The organism is Stenotrophomonas sp. YJH_SMC_43, from assembly GCF_059372535.1.
In genome coordinates this window covers 972503-989151 of sequence record NZ_JCAFVQ010000001.1, presented here as the reverse complement: position 1 = coordinate 989151, position 16649 = coordinate 972503, and the positions used below count along the sequence as shown (strand labels likewise).

18 protein-coding genes are annotated in these 16649 nt (G+C 67.6%); 8 read left to right on the top strand and 10 right to left on the bottom strand.

The annotated features are described in order from the left end of the window. Nucleotides 1-12: 12 nt before the first annotated feature. Nucleotides 13-894 carry an AraC family transcriptional regulator gene (locus AC5QAH_RS04625; RefSeq protein ID WP_049455146.1) on the top strand — a complete coding sequence of 294 codons (882 nt, stop codon included), beginning with the start codon at nucleotides 13-15 and terminating at the stop codon, nucleotides 892-894. A gap of 94 nt (nucleotides 895-988) precedes the next feature. Here the strand turns inward: AC5QAH_RS04625 and AC5QAH_RS04620 are convergent, their stop codons facing one another. The 8 genes from AC5QAH_RS04620 to AC5QAH_RS04585 form a co-directional block, all read right to left on the bottom strand. After that, nucleotides 989-1552: a TetR/AcrR family transcriptional regulator gene (locus AC5QAH_RS04620; protein WP_049455145.1), complete on the bottom strand. Its 564-nt coding sequence runs from the start codon at nucleotides 1550-1552 to the stop codon at nucleotides 989-991. 4 nt (nucleotides 1553-1556) lie between these two features. Next, on the bottom strand, nucleotides 1557-3089 hold the full coding sequence (locus tag AC5QAH_RS04615; RefSeq protein ID WP_313208183.1) for an MFS transporter: 1533 nt from the start codon (nucleotides 3087-3089) through the stop codon (nucleotides 1557-1559). Nucleotides 3090-3240: 151 nt separating this feature from the next. Further along, nucleotides 3241-3993, bottom strand: a complete 753-nt coding sequence (locus AC5QAH_RS04610; protein WP_043396115.1) for a hypothetical protein — start codon at nucleotides 3991-3993, stop codon at nucleotides 3241-3243. Further along, entirely contained in the window at nucleotides 3993-4613 is a 621-nt protein-coding gene (locus AC5QAH_RS04605; RefSeq protein WP_495232126.1) for a DUF3299 domain-containing protein, read from the bottom strand. The genes AC5QAH_RS04610 and AC5QAH_RS04605 overlap by 1 nt, the downstream gene beginning before the upstream one ends. Next, entirely contained in the window at nucleotides 4603-5166 is a 564-nt protein-coding gene (locus AC5QAH_RS04600) for a DUF3299 domain-containing protein (protein WP_099559543.1), read from the bottom strand. Before AC5QAH_RS04600 ends, AC5QAH_RS04605 begins: the two co-directional genes overlap by 11 nt. A gap of 2 nt (nucleotides 5167-5168) precedes the next feature. Then, nucleotides 5169-6422, bottom strand: coding sequence for an ABC transporter permease (locus tag AC5QAH_RS04595; protein WP_317614390.1), 1254 nt, complete (start codon nucleotides 6420-6422; stop codon nucleotides 5169-5171). Further along, nucleotides 6415-7110 (bottom strand): ATP-binding cassette domain-containing protein, encoded by a 696-nt coding sequence (locus AC5QAH_RS04590; protein ID WP_049437481.1) that lies wholly within the window; start codon nucleotides 7108-7110, stop codon nucleotides 6415-6417. Before AC5QAH_RS04590 ends, AC5QAH_RS04595 begins: the two co-directional genes overlap by 8 nt. Further along, the gene (locus AC5QAH_RS04585) at nucleotides 7107-7640 is read right to left on the bottom strand and encodes a ZrgA family zinc uptake protein (RefSeq protein ID WP_317614391.1); all 534 of its coding nucleotides are present in this window, start codon (nucleotides 7638-7640) and stop codon (nucleotides 7107-7109) included. The genes AC5QAH_RS04590 and AC5QAH_RS04585 overlap by 4 nt, the downstream gene beginning before the upstream one ends. Before the next feature lie 32 nt (nucleotides 7641-7672). Here AC5QAH_RS04585 and AC5QAH_RS04580 point away from each other — a divergent pair, with 32 nt between their 5' ends. Further along, nucleotides 7673-8149 carry a MerC domain-containing protein gene (locus tag AC5QAH_RS04580; RefSeq protein ID WP_049437485.1) on the top strand — a complete coding sequence of 159 codons (477 nt, stop codon included), beginning with the start codon at nucleotides 7673-7675 and terminating at the stop codon, nucleotides 8147-8149. Between the two features lie 57 nt (nucleotides 8150-8206). Here the strand turns inward: AC5QAH_RS04580 and AC5QAH_RS04575 are convergent, their stop codons facing one another. Next, the gene (locus tag AC5QAH_RS04575; protein ID WP_317614392.1) at nucleotides 8207-10363 is read right to left on the bottom strand and encodes a TonB-dependent receptor; all 2157 of its coding nucleotides are present in this window, start codon (nucleotides 10361-10363) and stop codon (nucleotides 8207-8209) included. 165 nt (nucleotides 10364-10528) lie between these two features. Between AC5QAH_RS04575 and AC5QAH_RS04570 the strand changes: the two genes are divergently transcribed. From AC5QAH_RS04570 to AC5QAH_RS04550, 5 genes are all read left to right on the top strand, one after another. Then, nucleotides 10529-11383: a helix-turn-helix domain-containing protein gene (locus tag AC5QAH_RS04570; RefSeq protein WP_049481020.1), complete on the top strand. Its 855-nt coding sequence runs from the start codon at nucleotides 10529-10531 to the stop codon at nucleotides 11381-11383. Nucleotides 11384-11498: 115 nt separating this feature from the next. Then, on the top strand, nucleotides 11499-11876 hold the full coding sequence (gene copC / locus AC5QAH_RS04565; protein ID WP_049481018.1) for a copper homeostasis periplasmic binding protein CopC: 378 nt from the start codon (nucleotides 11499-11501) through the stop codon (nucleotides 11874-11876). Between the two features lie 10 nt (nucleotides 11877-11886). Further along, entirely contained in the window at nucleotides 11887-12771 is an 885-nt protein-coding gene (copD, locus tag AC5QAH_RS04560) for a copper homeostasis membrane protein CopD (RefSeq protein ID WP_317614393.1), read from the top strand. 45 nt (nucleotides 12772-12816) lie between these two features. Beyond that, a complete protein-coding gene (locus AC5QAH_RS04555; RefSeq protein WP_312384724.1) occupies nucleotides 12817-13515 on the top strand; it encodes a heavy metal response regulator transcription factor in 699 nt (232 codons plus the stop codon). Next, entirely contained in the window at nucleotides 13512-14879 is a 1368-nt protein-coding gene (locus tag AC5QAH_RS04550; protein WP_191862907.1) for a heavy metal sensor histidine kinase, read from the top strand. Before AC5QAH_RS04555 ends, AC5QAH_RS04550 begins: the two co-directional genes overlap by 4 nt. On the opposite strand, the gene AC5QAH_RS04545 is transcribed toward AC5QAH_RS04550, so the two are convergent. Then, nucleotides 14868-15791, bottom strand: a complete 924-nt coding sequence (locus AC5QAH_RS04545; RefSeq protein ID WP_241877206.1) for a LysR family transcriptional regulator — start codon at nucleotides 15789-15791, stop codon at nucleotides 14868-14870. The two genes, AC5QAH_RS04550 and AC5QAH_RS04545, sit on opposite strands and share 12 nt — an antisense overlap. 106 nt (nucleotides 15792-15897) lie before the next feature. Between AC5QAH_RS04545 and AC5QAH_RS04540 the strand changes: the two genes are divergently transcribed. Further along, a complete protein-coding gene (locus AC5QAH_RS04540) occupies nucleotides 15898-16641 on the top strand; it encodes an SDR family oxidoreductase (protein WP_495232125.1) in 744 nt (247 codons plus the stop codon). The last annotated feature ends 8 nt before the right edge of the window (nucleotides 16642-16649 follow it).

The following is a 16649-nucleotide window of genomic DNA, read 5'->3' as shown; positions in this document are numbered from 1 at the left end:
GTCCATTCATCCATGAGCACGCCCACCGACACCTCCCCACCCGACCGTCTCTCCTCCCTGCTGGAACGCTTCCGGGTGCAGGCCGCGCTGTTCCACAGCGGTCCGCTGTGCGGGCGCCATGTCTTCGAGCCGCAGCCCGGTCGTGCCTTCCTGCACATCCTGCGCCAGGGTGAAATGGAGGTCCGTCATCCCGACGGCGATATCGCGCTGCCCCGGTTGAAGATCGACACACCCAGCCTGCTGCTGTATCCGCAACCGCTGCACCATGTGTTCTTCAATGCACCGCTGGAAGGCCCGGATTTCACCTGCGCCACGCTGGATTTCGATGGCGGCGCGCGTAATCCGATCGTGCAGTCGCTGCCGCCGGTGATGGTGGTGCCACTGGCCGCGATCGGCGAACTGGATGACACCCTGCACCTGCTGTTCGCCGAGGCCGATCGCCAGCGCTGCGGTTCACGGCTGCTGACCAACCGCCTGTTCGAGGTCGCGCTGATCCAGATCCTGCGCTGGGTGGTGGACCACCCGGATGCGGCCGGCGTCAGCCATGGGCTGATGCGGGGGCTGTCCGATGTACGGCTGGCACGCACACTGGTGGCGATGCACCAGGCGCCACAGGACGAATGGACGCTGCCGCGCATGGCCGCGACGGCCGGCATGTCGCGCAGCGCGTTCGCGGCCGTGTTCAAGGACGTGATGCAGGCAACGCCGGCCAGTTATCTGCTGGACTGGCGGCTGAGCCTGGCCTGCGCGCAATTGAGGGCCGGCGTGGCGGTCAAGCAGGTGGCGATCGAGGTGGGCTTTGCCGATACCGCGTCGCTGTCGAAAGCGTTCCGCAAACGGTTGGGGGCCTCGCCGAGGGCGTGGTTGGCCGCGAGCGCAGCGCCGGCTGGGTAAATAGGTAACGGGTAGAGTCGACCGCAGGTCAGCTATCGCGCGAAGCGCGGGGGTTTCGTTGCCTGACCGGAGAGCAGTCGAGCATGGCTCGACGCTACAAGTGCGGTGACCCATCAGACTTCGCCAGCAGCCCGGCGATGCGCTCGGCAACCTGGGCACGTACGCCTTCGTCCAGCTGCCCTTCGTACATCGCCTCGTAGATCCACAGGCCATCGGCGGCCAGCCGCGCCACGAAATTGTCGAGCGCTGCGCTGTCTTCCGCTGTACCCGCCTCCGGCGGCAGCGGTGCCCAGCGACGCACCGCCGGTCCCCACGGGCGCTCTTCGGCGTCCGGGTCGGCCGATTCGAGCATGAACATCAGCTCGGCACGGGTGGCGCTCTGGGCCGACACGCGCACGAAGGTCTGGTAACGCTCCAACGCAGTGGCCTGCTCGGCGGTCTTGCCCAGCAACGCTTCCATCGACGTCTCCCAGGCCTGTACCAGGTGTTCGTCGATCCCCCGCAGCAGCGCCTCGCGCGACGGGAAGTGATACAGCAGGCCACCGCGTGTCAGCTGGGCCTCGGCCGCCACCGACTCAAAGGTCACCGCGCGCACGCCGTCACGATTGATCACGTTGACGGCGGCGTCGAGGATGCGATCGCGCTTGCTGGTTCTCATCGCTTCATTTTACGCGATCGGCCGCGCCCTCGCGGCTGCCGACGCGGCCGCGCAGCAGGCGCGCGATGATCGCCGCACCCAGCGCCAGCACCGCCATGATCACCAGCAGCACGATCTGGTAGCCACGGTCATACGCGGCCGCAGCCAGTGCGAACCACTCGCCCTGCCCGCTCTCGCGCGCGGCATGCAGCGCCTGGGTGAAACCCTCGCGGGCAAGCGCGGGCATATCGGCCGAGACCGGCAGGAACGCGCTGTACATTGCGGCACTCAAGCTGCCCAGCATCGCCACCGCCAGCAGGCCACCGAACTCATAGGACACTTCTTCCACCGACGAGGCCATGCCCGCACGGTGCGCCGGCACGTTGTTGAGGATGGCGGTGGACGCCACCGAGATGGCCGAACCCATACCGAAGCCGGTGATGGCCATGCCAGCCGCCACCCAACCAAGGCCGTGCAGGAAGCCGAACGCCACCACGCCGACGCCCAGCGCACCTGCGGCCAGGCCACCACAGATCAGCGGGCGCAGGCCCACCCGGTGCAGGATGCTGCCGCCGAGCAGCGCACTGGGCAGGCTGCTCAGTGCCGCCACCGACACCAGCAGGCCCGCCTGCAGCGGCGTGAAACCTGCCACCAGCTGGAAGCGCTGCGTGGTGACCAACTGCAGGCCGGCCATCGCGAACAGGGTGAACACCGCCGACAGCGTGCCGGCCAGGAACGCCGGATTACGGAAGATCGCAAAGTCCAGCAGCGGGTACGGCAGCTGCTGCTGGCGGCGCGCGAACGCCGCACCGCTGATGACGGCCAACACCAGCGCGGCTGCGCCCAGCGCATATGAGGGCGGCGTGGCGATCAACGACTTGATCGCCAGCACCAGGCCGGACAGTGCAGCCAATGCCAGCACTGACGACACCAGGTCCCATGGCCGCGAGGTGTCGCGCTGTCCTTCCGGCGCCAGCAGCAGCGTGGCCACGAACGCGACCACCACCACCGGCACGTTGATCAGGAACACCGAGCCCCACCAGAAGTGCTGCAGTAGCCAGCCGCCAATGATCGGGCCGAGCGCCGCACCGACGATGGCGACCGAACCCCAGATCGCGATGGCGATGTTGCGTTCGCGTTCTTCGTGGAAGCTCAGTCCGATCAACGCCAACGTGGCCGGCATCATCGCTGCGGCACCGATCGCCAGGAATGCACGCGCGGCAATCAGCTGCGTTGCGGTGTCAGCGAACGCCGCTGCCAGCGAGGCGACGCCGAACACCACCAGGCCGATCAGGAACATGCGCCGGTGACCGATGCGGTCGCCCAGCGTGCCCGCACCCAGCAGCAGGCCGGCCATCACCAGCGGATAGGCGTTGATGATCCACAGCGCCTGGCCGGCACTGGCCGAGAGTTCCTCGGTCAGGGTGGGCAGCGCGGTGTAGAGCACGGAGTTGTCGAGCGTGACCAGCAGCAGGCCAGCGGCGACGGTGAACAACAGTGCCCAGCGACGGGCACGCGACAGGGCCGGCGCACCGGCCAAGGGCTGGGACAAAGCCATGGGAGAACCTGATCGGGGGTGGAATACGGCCATAACTATACAGGATGTCCTGTATAGTTATGAAAACAGCGCCACCAATTCAGATTGGGGCCCGGGCAATGTTCATGTTGTCGTGCCCCTCATGCCGGGTCGTGCCCGGTGTCAGGGATCATCACCGGCAATCTTCCGGCAGTGCGGCAATCGCCGATACCACCGCCGCCTGCATGCCCTTCCCCACGGCCATGTCCAGTTCCCCGCCAGTTCCCCCATGCTGGCGCCGCAGCTCGTCCTCGCACAGCCCGCGCACCCGCGCACGGGCATTCGCGCGCAGGCTGCTGCACCGCCAGTCGGCGCCACCCAGCGGCAGCACCGAATACACCACGCTGTTGCAGGCGTTGCCGGCACGCTGCTGCAGCGACAGTCCACCAAAATCCCGCGGTTCGCTGCTGCGTTGCGGGTCGAAGTAGCTGTCCGGAAACGTGCGCGCATACTGTTCGATGTCCACGGCCATGCTGCGCCCACCGGCCAGCGGCATCTGCAGCGGCTGCCCGCACGGCGTCGCATCGGCGCGGTGCTGGATGTACTGGTAGATCGGCCGGTCCAGCGATGGGTCCTGCTGGGTCACCGCGCTGACTGCCGCCAGCACCGGCAGCGATGCACGATTGGCCATGCGCGCCAGCAGCCCCGCCTGCGCCGGCTGGCAGCGGTCGCGCAATGTTGCTGCGAGCAGGAAGAGCACGTCGTTGCGAAACGCGGGGTCGTCACCCAGGCGCTGTTCGATGCGCTGGCTGGCGTCGGACGCCGGTGCCGGAAATGCGACCGCCGGCGGCGCGATGGGTGCGCGCTGCCGCTGCCGCTGCCACCACACCAGCAGCACCACCGCGCCCAGCAGCACCCCGGTAGCCATGAGCCATCGCCTGCGCATCAGTTGCGGATCGCCGTCAGCGTGGCTGCCGCGGCATCGTAGGACGCGCTGGCGATGTCCGCGTCGAAACGCTTCACCTGCAGGCGGCCGGCAAGCCGGTACGGATCCCACAGATCGCCCAGCGCGATCGGTGTCGCCAGGGTCACGTGGATGATCTGGTTGGGTGGCGGCGGCGGCACATGGATACACGCGCCGTAGAACGGCACGAACAGCAGTTCATCGACCAGGCCGGCATCGTTGGTGCCGAGCGGCACCACGTAGCCATCCAGATCCACCGCGCGACCGTCGACAGCGTCGACCACGCGCGAGGAGCCGAACTGCTTGGCCCGGTCCGGGCTGGAATGGTCGATCTCCAGCCCCGGTGGCGTGCCCGAGCCGGTGTCGTCGATCAGGCCACCCACGCCCTCCATGCCATTGCGTGACAGGCCGATCTGCGGGGGTGGGCGCTGGTAGGTCACTTCGTCGGGTCGCAACGCGTCCCAACGGTCGATGGGGGCTTCGGCCGTGGCGGAGGGCGCCGGCTTGTCCTGCGGCCCGACCACCAAGGCATCGCCGCCCGGCGCCGTACAGCCTGCCAACCACAGGCATCCCGCCGCCAGCAACAGGTGACTACGGTTCATAGGGCCTCAGCTGTGCGTCACGCATGGTGTAGGCCGAACCGGCCAGATCGTCATCCAACCGTTCGGCGCGCAGGGTGCCCGCCAGGAAGAACGGTGAGTACATGTCCGGCATCTCGATCGGGCGCGGCAGCACTACGTGCACGATCTGGTTCGGTGGCGGTGGTGGCACGTGGATGCAGGCGCCGTAGTACGGCACGAACAGGAATTCGGTCAGCCGCCCGTCCTGCGCGTTGGCCAGTGGTACCACGTAGCCCGGCAGGCGCACCGGCCGCTGCAGGACCGTGTCCACCGTGCGGAAGGTGCCGAACTGCGGCATGCGCCGGTTGCCGTTGTGCTCGACCTCCGGGCCCTCGCCCCGCTCAAGTGCGGCCAGCTCGTCCTTCGGCATCATCTGCAACCAGTCCAGCTCCTGCTCCTGCTCCTGCTCCGCAGCGTCTGCAGGATCATCGCGGTCGACCACCGGCGAGGGCGGCAAGGCCTGCACGCCGGTATCCACCGGCCGCTCACAGGCGGCCAGTGCCAGCACCATCGGCAGCCACAGCATCCATCGCATGCTCAGCCTCCCGGTGAAAGGCCATCGGCCAAGGTGCGCCGGTAAGCGAGCAACGCCGGGACCAGCCCGGCTACGGCGCTGATCAGCAGCACGCCCGCTGCCCATGCCAGTTCACGGCCATCCGGCCAGACATGGGTGATCGACAGACCGAAGGTGGCCAGTACCCAGCCGCGCCCGGCAATGCTGGCGACCACCAGCAGCGACAGGGCCAGCACGCTGGCCACCGCACTGGTCGCCACCGCTTCCACCACGAGCAGGCCCGCGATGTAGCCCGGTCGCGCACCGGTGGCACGCAGGATGGCCATCTCGCGCCGGCGCTCCTGCAGGGTGGAGACCAGCAGCGCCACCAGCGAGACCATGCCCAGCAGCACCACCATTGCACTGATCAGCTGCAACGCCCGCTCGGCGGTGCCCAGTGACTGCCACAGCTGTTGCAGCGTAACGCCTGGCAGGATCGCCAGCATCGCCTCGTCCGGATACTCGTTGATCCTGCGCTGTACCGAGAACGTGGCGATGCGCGAGTTCAGCCCGAGCATGAAGGCAGTGATGCTGGTCGGGGTCAGGTCCAGGTGGCGCGCCTGCTCGGCACTGACGCTCTGGCTGCGCAGCTGCACGCCCGATCGCCAGTCGACATGGATCGCCTCGATGGCCGGCAGCGAGACCAGCAGCGACGAATCCACCGGCGTGCCGGTGCGCTGCAGGATGCCTGTAACGCGGAACGGCTTGTCGGCATGCGTGGCCAGGGTCACCGCGCCGGTGCCGTGCGCCAGCACGATCTGGTCACCGAGGCCGACCTTCTGCGCGCGAGCCACTTCTGCGCCGATTACTGCGTCATACAGATCATCGAAGGGCCGCCCCTGTGCAAAGGCCAGCGCGTGACCGGAACCATAGCGATAGTGTTCAAAGTAGCCGCCAGTGGTACCCACTACCCGGTAACCACGCCAGGAATCGCCCAGCGACAACGGCACCGCCCACTTCACCTGCGGCAGCGCGGACAGTTCCTGGAATGACTGCCAGGACACGTTGTTGGTTGGATCGCCGACATGGAACACCGAGTACAGCAGCAGGTTCACCGGTCCCGAGCGCGCACCGACGATCAGATCGGTGCCCGATACGGTGCTGGCGAACCCCTCGTGCGCCTGCGTGCGTACACGCTCGACGCCCAGCAGCAGCACCACGCTGAGAGTGATGACCAGAACGGTCAGGCCCACGCTCAACGCGCGGCTGCGCAGGCTGGCCCAGGCAAGCTCAAGCATGGCCGGCACCTGCCAGGTTGATCTCGGACAATGCAATCGTGCGGTCGAACAAGGGTTGCAGGCTGTCGTCATGGCTGACCACCAGCACCGTGGTGCCGGCCGCCTGGCATTGCGCGGACATCAGCTGCAGGAAGGCGGTCGCCGCATCGCGGTCCAGTGCCGAAGTTGGTTCGTCGGCCAGCAGCAACGCTGGCCGGCCGATCAGGGCGCGTGCCGCCGCCACGCGTTGTTGCTGGCCGACACTGAGCGTGCCCGCGCGCCGCTGCATCAACGCCGGGTCAAGCTGCAGGGCTGACAACAGGCGTGCGATCTCTGCATCCAGCGGCCCACTGATGCGCGCGCTGCGCAGGCGCGAGAAGCGCAGGCCCAATGCGATGTTGTCGCGCACAGTGAGGAACGGCAGCAGATTGAACTGCTGGAAGATCACGCCCAACTGGTCGGCACGGAAACGATCCCGCGCCGCACCTCCCATGTCCTGCAGTGCCTGGCCGGCCACCTCGACACGTCCCTTGCCGGGTAGCAGCACACCGGCCAGCAGACCCAGCAAGGTACTTTTGCCGCCACCGCTGATTCCGCGCAGCAGCACGCTGCTGCCCTGCTCGATCCACAACCGCGGGATGTCCAGCACCAGGCACATGCCGTAGCCGAACTGCACGTCTTCCAGAGCGATCACCGGTGCCGTGCTCACGGGACCAGCACCACGCGCAGGTTGTCCGGGGTCAGCACACTGCGGTTCTGGCCATGGGCCGTTGCGCTGTTGACGATGACTTCGTGCAGGCCCGGGAACAGTACGGGCAGGCGCACGACGATGGCGCGCAGCGCGGCAGGTTTGGCACAGTGGTACTGCAGCGTTGCGCTGAAACCCGCGTGCCGGTGCTGTCCCGGCGGCGGCGCGGCGGCCGTCGCGTCGAAGCCATCTGCATCGGCTTTACTTGTGGCCAGACGGCAGCCCGCGGCGGTGGGCAAGGTGACCCAGCTGCCGCCCTTCAGCAACGACGTCGCCCGTGCCAGCGCGGCCTGCTCGGCTGCATTGGCCGGCGGCCGCTCGTAATCGAGGATGCCTATGCCGGGGGCCTGAAGGGCGAATTCCAGGGTTTGCTGGTCAAGCGCAACATCGACGGTCGCCTGGCCATGCACGTGCGGTGCGTGCTGGCGGATGTCATGGGCCTGCGCGGCGCTGGCAGCCAGCAGCAGGAATAGAGCAGCAGGAAGCTTCATGGGGGAGTCTCCAATTGTTACTATGTAACATTATGGACCACATCCCCACGACGCCCGCAAGGGCCCTGGCCCAGCCGCCAACTTCGGCACGCTGGCACCCCCGCTTCGATCTTGCCGGTGCCTGGCTGTCCCTGGCCTGCGCCGCCCACTGCATCGCCCTGCCCCTGCTGCTGGCCTTCGTGCCGGCAGCGATGATGGCGCTGCGCTCGTTCCAGCACCCCGGCCATGGCGTAATGACGCTGCTGCTGATGATGTCGCGCTGGGAGTGGCTGTTCGCGCTGCTGGCCTCCTCGCTGGCCTTGGCGAGTACCTCGGCCGGGGTGCACCGGCATGGGCGCTGGCGGCCTGTGCAGCTGGCCTGCACCGGCGCCATCCTGCTGCTGTCGGCCTCCCTGTACCTGCCGCTGAAGGAATCGCTGCTCTGGCATGGCATGGCCACCGCTTGTGGTGGTGTGTTGTTGGCGGCAGCGCACATTGGCAATCGACGGGCGTTGCGTAACCGCCGGTAGTGCCGGCCGCTGGCCAGCGCCCCGAAAATGCCGGCCAGCGGCCGGCACTACCTATCATCAGAAGCGGTAGCCTAGTTCCGCGCCGAAGATGCGCGGGCTGTCGACCGGGCCGTAGTAGTTGCCATCACGCCCAAAAGCCAGATTGTCGAAGATCAGGCCGTTGATGCGACGCTTGTTGGTCAGGTTCTGCACGAATAGCCGTGCACTCCACGGCCCGGTTTCGTAGCCCAGCTGCGCACCCAGCACGGCGACGGCCGGCTGGAAGGCGCGGTTGCGCTCGTCAAGTGCGCTGGAGCCGGTGAACTGCGATTCCAGCCGCGCGTAAAGTCCAGACTCGAACTGGTAGCGTGCGGCCAGATAGCCGGTGTAATGCGGCGTCAACTTGACCCGCTTGCCATCCAGGTTCTGGTCGACGGTGACCCACAGCTTGGTGTACTTCGCGTCGACGTAGCCCACATTCGCCATCAGCGTGAAGCCAGGCACTACTTCGAACACCCCCTCCAGTTCTGCACCCCGCGACCGGATCGAGGCGTCCGATCCCACGTAGTCCGACGAAATCGGGCGGCCGTTGGCATCGGTGGCCACCTGGATCTCCTGCCAGTTGTCCGAGGTGATGTGGAAAAGTGCCCCGCCGATGTGGCCACGACCGCCGGCCAGATTCATCTTGAACCCCAGCTCGTGGCTCCACATGCGTTCGGATTCGTAGCGCAGCACCTTGTCGTTGACCACGTCGCTCTGCGCTGCGGCCAGGTTGAAGCCACCTGGAATGTAGCCCTTGGCCGAGGCGGCATAGAACGACAGGTCGTCAGTGGCGTCGTAGCGCAGCGACACCCGCGGCAGCGTCGCCGTGAAGGTATGCGCCAGCGCGGCGTCGCGGTACAGGACGCGGCCACCGGCGCCCAGATCCAGCGCACCGGAACGCTGCTCGGTGGAACGCCGCGCCTGCTCATGGCGCAGGCCGGCACTGGCGGTCAGCTTGGGCTGCGCGGGGAAGGTGTAGCTGGCGGTAGCGAACACACTGTAGTCCTCGCCCTTCGAGGTCTGCCGCGGCGCCAGGTTGTAACTGTCCAGCCCACGCAGCGCCGGACCGACGAACGTGCCAAGGATCGAATCCTTGCTGTTGCGGTAGGTGGACACACCGGCCATCCAGGTCAGGGCCTGGTCACTGGGCGAACTGAAGCGCGCCTCGGCCGTCCACTCGCGCTTCCGGTCGTAGATGCGGCCTGCCAATGCTGGGCTCTGGGTCATGTCAAAGTCATAGCCGGCGGAGGTCACTTCCTCGCTTCGCCAGGAGGCGGCCACGTCCAGCGTGCCTGCCTGCAGCTGCCATTGCGCGCTCAGGCCCGCAACCGACTCATCCTTTTCGGTGCGCTTGGGTGCGTCGTTGATGTAGGTGAAATCACCGGCACGACGGCCACCGTTGAGCGACGTGCCGTAGGTGCGGTTGTACAGGTCGGTGTCCAGCGGCAGGTACTCGTACTCGAACATGCCGGGCGCGCGGGTGCGCAGGTGATAGGCCAGCGCGTTCACCGAAACATAGTCGCTTGGCCGCCAGCGCAGCTTGCCCTGCAGGTAGCCTTCGCCCACCCTGCCGCGCGCACCGGACGGCGTGAGGTTCTTCAGGTAGGCGTCCTCATCCGAGCCCATGAACGCCACCGAGCCGGACAGGCTGCCCGTCTTGTTCAACGGCCCTGCCAGGAAGCCATCGAGAGCGGTGCCATTGCCGTTGCCGAACCAGGTGCTGCGCACATTGACCTCGCCCTCTCGCGCATCGGCCGGGCCGCGTGTACGCACCAGCACCAGCCCCGACTCGCTGTTGGCACCGTACAGCGTGCCCTGCGGCCCGCGCAGCACCTCCACCGACTCTACCTGGTTGAGCACGGCATTGCTCAGCTCACGGAACGGAATGCCGTCGATGTAGACCGAGGCCCGGTTGACCAGGAACGGATTGGACTCGATGCCACGGATCGAGATGAACATGTTGCTGAGCTGGCCCATCGCGTTGAACTTCACGTTCGGCGCCAGCTTGTCCAGGTCACGGAACTCGGTGACACCGGCCTCCTTCAGCGCCTGCCTGTCGAGTACCGTCACCGACAGGTCGCTCTTCAGGTAGCGGGTATCGCGCTTTGAACCGGTGACGCGTACACCGTCGAGCGTGGCCGGGTCGGCCTGCTGGGCCAGCACGGGCATTGCGGGAATGAGCAGGGATGCCACAACGAGGGCGGCGGCAGGCGTGGACGACTTCAACGGGGAGACCTCGACGGGCTGGACTGGAGGACGCGCGAGCGGCGGCAGCGCGGGACAAGAGTGTTATCATGTAACACCCGCGCCGCGCTGCCACTCCATTCCGGGCGGCACTGCTCCATTCCCGGATCCGAAATGCCAACCCTCGCCGACCAGCTGTTGCAGGAAGCCGGCCCGCAGCCCCCTGCGGTTCACGCCAGCAATGATGGCGCGGTGGTGCTGCTGCGCCACCACTTCGACGCAGGTGAAGGTGAGATGGGGCATCCGCACCAGCTTCGCCTGGGCATGGCCGTGGGCGGCGGCGGACGACTGCAGCAGCACACCCTCAACGGTCTTCTGCAGGCATCCTGGCGACCTGGCCAGTTCAACCTGGTGCTGCCCGCAGACACCGGCACCTATGTCAGCCCGTCAGTGGATCTGATCGGGATCGCCATCGATACCCGCATGCTGCCGCACAACGTGCAGACGCTGCATCACCTGCAGCCGCTGGCGGCGCGGCTGCACCGCGATCCGGTGGTGTCCGCGGTGCTGAGCGCGTTGTGGTGCAGCACGCAGGCCGATGCCTGCCTGCCCGGCTTCCTTGAGCATGGCGCGCAGGTGCTGTTGCACCGCCTGGGCCAGCTTGCCGGCCAACCTCGCGAGGCACGCGGCACCACGTCCGCGCTGTCGGCACGACGGCTGCGACAATTGGAGGCCTACATCGACGCGCAGCACGGTCGGGCGCTGACGGTCCCACAGCTGGCTGCTGCAGTGCAGATGGAGGCCGCAACGTTCAGTCGGGCGCTACGCGCGGCCACAGGCCTGCCACCCTACGCGTTCCTCACCCAGCGCCGCATGCACTGGGCGCGCACCGAACTCGCGCAGGGCCGCCGTGTCACCGATGTTGCCCTGGCCAGCGGGTATGCCAATCCCAGCAAGTTCAGCGCGGCATTCCGCCGCGTGCTCGGCTGTTCGCCGTCTGCATGGATCGCGCAGTCACGTACCCGGTAGTGCCGGCCGCTGGCCGGCAGCCAACCAACATTACAAGACGGTAATGTCCGCGTCAGAGCAGCGAAAGGCGCCACTCTTCACCCTGAGGGCCAGTTCTCCCACAGGTGTCCCGCGCATGACCCGCTTCCCGATCCGCTCCGTCTCCCTTGTTCTTCTCCTGTCCGGCCTCGCGGTTGTGCCGCCGGCGCTGGCCCATCCCAGCCTGGTGCGTTCGACGCCGGCCGCCGACGCCACCGTAGCCCCGGCGACCGAGATCACGCTGCAGTTCAGTGAGAAGGTGATGCCGCGTGCCACCCGCATTGAACTGAGCATGGACCATGGCCGCATGAAGATGGCCATGCCTAACACCGCGCAGGACCTCTCCGAAGATGGCCACACGTTGCGTGCGCGCTTCGCCAAGCCGCTGCCGGCAGGCAGCTACGCACTGCAGTGGCGCGCGGTGGGCGAGGACAGCCACCCGATCACCGGCAGCTACCGCTTCACCGTGAAGTAAGGCTGCCGTCGTGGCCGAGCTCTCACCGTATGCGTTGCGGCTGGCGTTGTACCTGGTGCTGATGCTGCTGTTCGGGCGGCTGCTGTTCGTCCGCCCTGCGCTACCGCGCGGGGCCGCGCTGGCGCTGGCCGTGGTTGCACTCATCCTCGTCGTCACCGATGCGGCCACCCGATTGTCCGGCGTGCTTGGCATATCAGCAGTCGACATCGATGGCGAGACGGCGCGCTGGTTTCTTACCGGTACGCCGGTGGGTAAGGCAGGGCTGCTGCGCATCCTGGCCCTGCTGGCAATGCTGCCGCTGCTGGCAGTCAATCGCCCGGTGCAGGGCCTGCGCCGTCTGGCGTTGCTGATACTCACGGCGGTACCTCTGGCCAGCCTCGCCTGGAATGGTCACGCCTCCGCCGGTGATGGATTCGGCGGGACCTTGCGGCTGGCGGCCGGCATCGTGCACCTGCTGGCCGCCGGCGCCTGGGTCGGTGCGATCGCCGCCATCCTGCAGCTGGCGCTGCGTCCACAGGGCCGGCGCCTGCACGAACGTACCCGCGAACTGTGGCAGGCCGCGCACAGCTTCGCCGAGCCGGGCACGATCATCGTCGCCCTGCTGGCAATGACCGGCACCTATACCTATGTCGATCTCGGCGGTTCCATACAGACCCTGACCGGCGCCGCACATGGGCGTTGGCTGCTGCTCAAGCTGGCGCTGGTCGGTGGCATGCTGGGGCTTGCCGCGCTGCATCGCTGGCGGCTGGTGCCGGCGCTGGCGGTCTCCATCCGCGGCGGCTGGCAACCCAGGCCGCTGCGCTCACTTCGCCACAGCCTCGCCTGCGAATCGGTGCTGGCGCTGCTGGTGCTGGCCTGCGTGGCGGTGCTCGGCACTCTGGACCCATTGGCATGACTCATCCGTTCCAGCACGGGCCCAAGCTGCGATGATGGGCACACCATGAAACTGCTGATCGTCGAAGACGAACCCAAGACCGGCAACTACCTGCGCCAGGGCCTGATCGAGGCCGGCTACGTGGTCGATCTCGCCTGCAACGGCATCGACGGGCTGCACCTGGCCGGCAGCGACGAGTATCAGCTGGTCATCCTCGACGTGATGCTGCCCGGCCTGGATGGCTGGAACGTGCTGTCGCGGCTGCGCGAGGCCGGATGGCAGGTACCGGTGCTGTTCCTCACCGCGCGCAGCAGCATCGCCGACCGCGTTCAGGGCCTGGAGCTGGGCGCGGATGACTACCTGGCCAAACCATTCGCCTTCGCCGAACTGCTGGCGCGCGTGCGCACCCTGCTGCGTCGTGGCCAGGCGTTGCCGCAGGCCGAGCGCATCGTCATCGCCGACCTGGTGGTGGATACCCTGCGCCGCCGGGTCGAACGCGGCGGCCAGCGCATCGCCCTCAGCCAGAAGGAATACACCCTGCTGGAACTGCTGGCGCGCCGACGCGGTGAAGTGCTGCCGCGCTCGTTGATCGCCTCGCAGGTATGGGACATGAACTTCGACAGCGACACCAACGTGATCGACGTGGCGATCCGCCGCCTGCGCGCGAAGATCGACGATGACTTCGACGCCAAGCTGATCGTCACCGTGCGCGGCATGGGCTATGTGCTGGAGGCGCCGGACGACGGTGCATTGCACAGCGGATGAGCCTGCGTCGCTCCATCGCGGTACGGCTGACGCTGCTGTTCGCCATCGTGGCTACGCTGGTGCTGGCCGCATTGGGCGTGGCGATCTATGTCAGCGCCCGCCACGACCTGGTGGCCCAGGACTTCAGCGAACTGGAGAACAAGGTTGCGTTGATCCGTGACCTGGCCGGCAACGGACCTGCGTCCGCACGCGGGCAGCGCTTGGCGGACGCACTGGGCCACCATCCGGATATCGCCTTCCACATTGTTGATGGGAGCGGCGCAGTGCTCTTCTCGACCGCACCGGCACTGCTGCGCGAGCATGCACGCAGCCAGCCGATCGACGCCGCGCCACGGCGGCACGACTGGATCCTCGCCGATGGTCGCTGCATGCATGCCCTGCACCTGCGCCAGACCCTGGCCGACGGCAGCGAGCTGGTCACCCTGCTGGCCATCGATGACGACCGCCACGCCGATTTCCTGCAGCGCTTCCGCCATCTGCTGGCGATCGCCATCATCGGCGCCGCCGCGGCCAGCAGCCTGCTCGGCGGCTACGTGGTGCGGCGCACGCTGCGGCCGCTGCGCACGCTGGCCGATGAGGCCCGGCAGATCACCGCCGGCCGGCTGCAGCGCCGACTGAGTGCACGCAGCGCACCGGCCGAACTGGAGCAGCTGGCGCAGACGCTCAACGGCATGCTGGCGCGCCTGCAGCAGGACTTCGCGCGGCTGACCGAGTTCTCCGGTGATCTCGCCCATGAACTGCGCACACCGATCACCAACATGCTGACCCAGGTGCAGGTGGTGCTGGCGCACCCGCGCAGCAATGAGGCCTATCGCGAGACGCTGGCGTCCTGCGCCGAGGAACTGCAGCAGCTGGCGCAGACCGTGGGTGACCTGCTGTACCTGGCGCAGGCCGAAGCGCCGGGTGCACTGCCCTCGCGCGAGCCAGTGGCGCTGGATGCGGTGGTGGATTCGCTGCTGGAGTTCTACGAGCTTCTGGCCGAGGACCGACAGTTGACCCTGCGCCGCGAAGGTGTGGCGAGCGTGGAAGGCAACCGCTTGATGCTGCACCGGGCGATTGCCAACCTGCTGTCCAACGCGTTGAAGTACGCAGCCGTGGGCAGCGAAGTGCGGGTGCGGCTGGTCGAGGCCGATGGCGTGTGCAGGGTCAGCGTGCACAACCTTGGCACGCCGATCGCCAGCGAGGCGCTGCCGCGCCTGTTCGATCGTTTCTACCGCGGCGAGCGTGGCCGCCAAGAAGGTGCCGGACTGGGCCTGGCGATCACACGCGCGATCGCACAGGCGCACGGCGGCAGCGTGAGCGTTGTCTCGGATGACACCGGCACCCTGTTCGAGCTGGTGCTGCCGAGCACCTCAGCCCGGTAGTCCCGGCTGCTGGCCGGCAACCCCGGTCTGCTCAAACACCCCGGCCACCCAATCGATGAACACCCGCAAGCGCGGTGACGGCGTGCGGTTGCGTGGGTAGACCAGGCTCAGTGGACTCGGCGTCGGTGGTGTCTCGGGCAACAGCTCCGCCAACTGTCCGCGCGCGATGTACGGGTCCATCCGGTAGCGCGGCGCCTGGATGATGCCCAGGCCCGCCAGCGCGGCACCAAGGAACGCCTCAGCACCGGACACTCGCACCCGTGCCGGCAGCGGCACGTAGCGCACCTGCCCGCCCTGCTGGAACTCCAGGGGAATCAGCTGGCCGGTGGCACTGGAGCGGTAGCCGACCATCTGGTGGCCGTCCTGCAGCGATTCGATGGTATCGGGCAGGCCGTGCGCCTGCACATAGCCCGGCGAGGCCACCGTGACCTCGCGCAGCATGGTCAACCGTCGCGCCGCCAGATCGCTGTCGGCCAGCGTCCCCACCCGCAACGCCGCATCCACGCCTTCACGCAGCAGGTCGACATAGCGGTCACCCTCGCTGACGTCCAATTCGATCTCCGGGTAGCGCTGCAGGAATTCCGGCAGGTGCGGAAACAGCAGGTGCCGGCCCAGCGTGCCATGCACTTCGATACGCAGCGGGCCGCGCGGCGGCGCGTCACGGAACGCGGCCTCGGCATCGTCCATGTCGGCGATCAGGCGCAGGCAACGGCCATAGAAAGCCTCGCCTTCCAGCGTCGGCACCACCAGCCGCGTGGTCCGGTGCAGCAGGCGCACGCCCAGCCGCTGTTCCAGCGCCTTGATCGCATCGGTCACCGTGGCCCGCGGCAGGTCCAGGTCCTCGGAGGCCCGGGTGAAGCTGCGGCGCTCGACGATACGGACGAAGGCGCGCATGGCCGTGAAGCGGTCCATTGTTCGACTACCCGAATGATGTTGGCGGATTATGCAGGATTATCCGAAAGGATAATGTGGCGAAGATGGCCCTGCGCCACTCCGGCGTCCCTCGCAGGAAGCCACCATGACCCTCTCCCCCGCCCGCTCTGTCGCCCTGGTCACCGGCGGTTCCCGTGGCATCGGCGCCGCCATCTCCCGCCGCCTGGCCGCCGATGGCCACGCCGTCGCGATCAACTATGCAGGGCGCCGCGACGACGCCGAAGCCCTGGCGGCCGAACTCAACGCAGCCGGCGCGCAGGCCATCGCGTTGCAGGCCGACGTGGCCGACGCCCAGGCGGTCAACCAGCTGTTCGACGCCGTCGAGGCCCGTTTCGGCGGCATCGACGTGGTGGTCAACAGCGCCGGCGTATTGCAGCTGGCGCCGCTCGCCGACACCGACGACGCCCTGTTCGAGCGGGTGATCGGCATCAACCTCAAGGGTGCCTTCAACGTGCTGCGCGAAAGCACACGACGGGTGCGCGACGGTGGCCGGCTGATCACCTTGTCCACCAGCGTGGTCGGCATCAAGCTGGAGAACTACAGCGTGTACGCGGCCAGCAAGGCAGCGGTGGAGACGATGGGCGCCATCCTCAGCAAGGAGCTGCGCGGGCGCAACATCACCGTGAACGCAGTGGCACCAGGCCCGACCGCTACCGACCTGTTCCTGGACGGCAAGTCACCGGAACTGATCGAGCGGTTGGCGAAGATGAACCCCCTGCAGCGATTGGGTACGCCGGAGGACATCGCCGGTGCGGTGGGGTTCCTGGCCGGTGCCGATGGCGGGTGGGTCAACGGCCAGGTCCTGCGCGCCAACGGCGGGATGGTGTAGTCCGCACA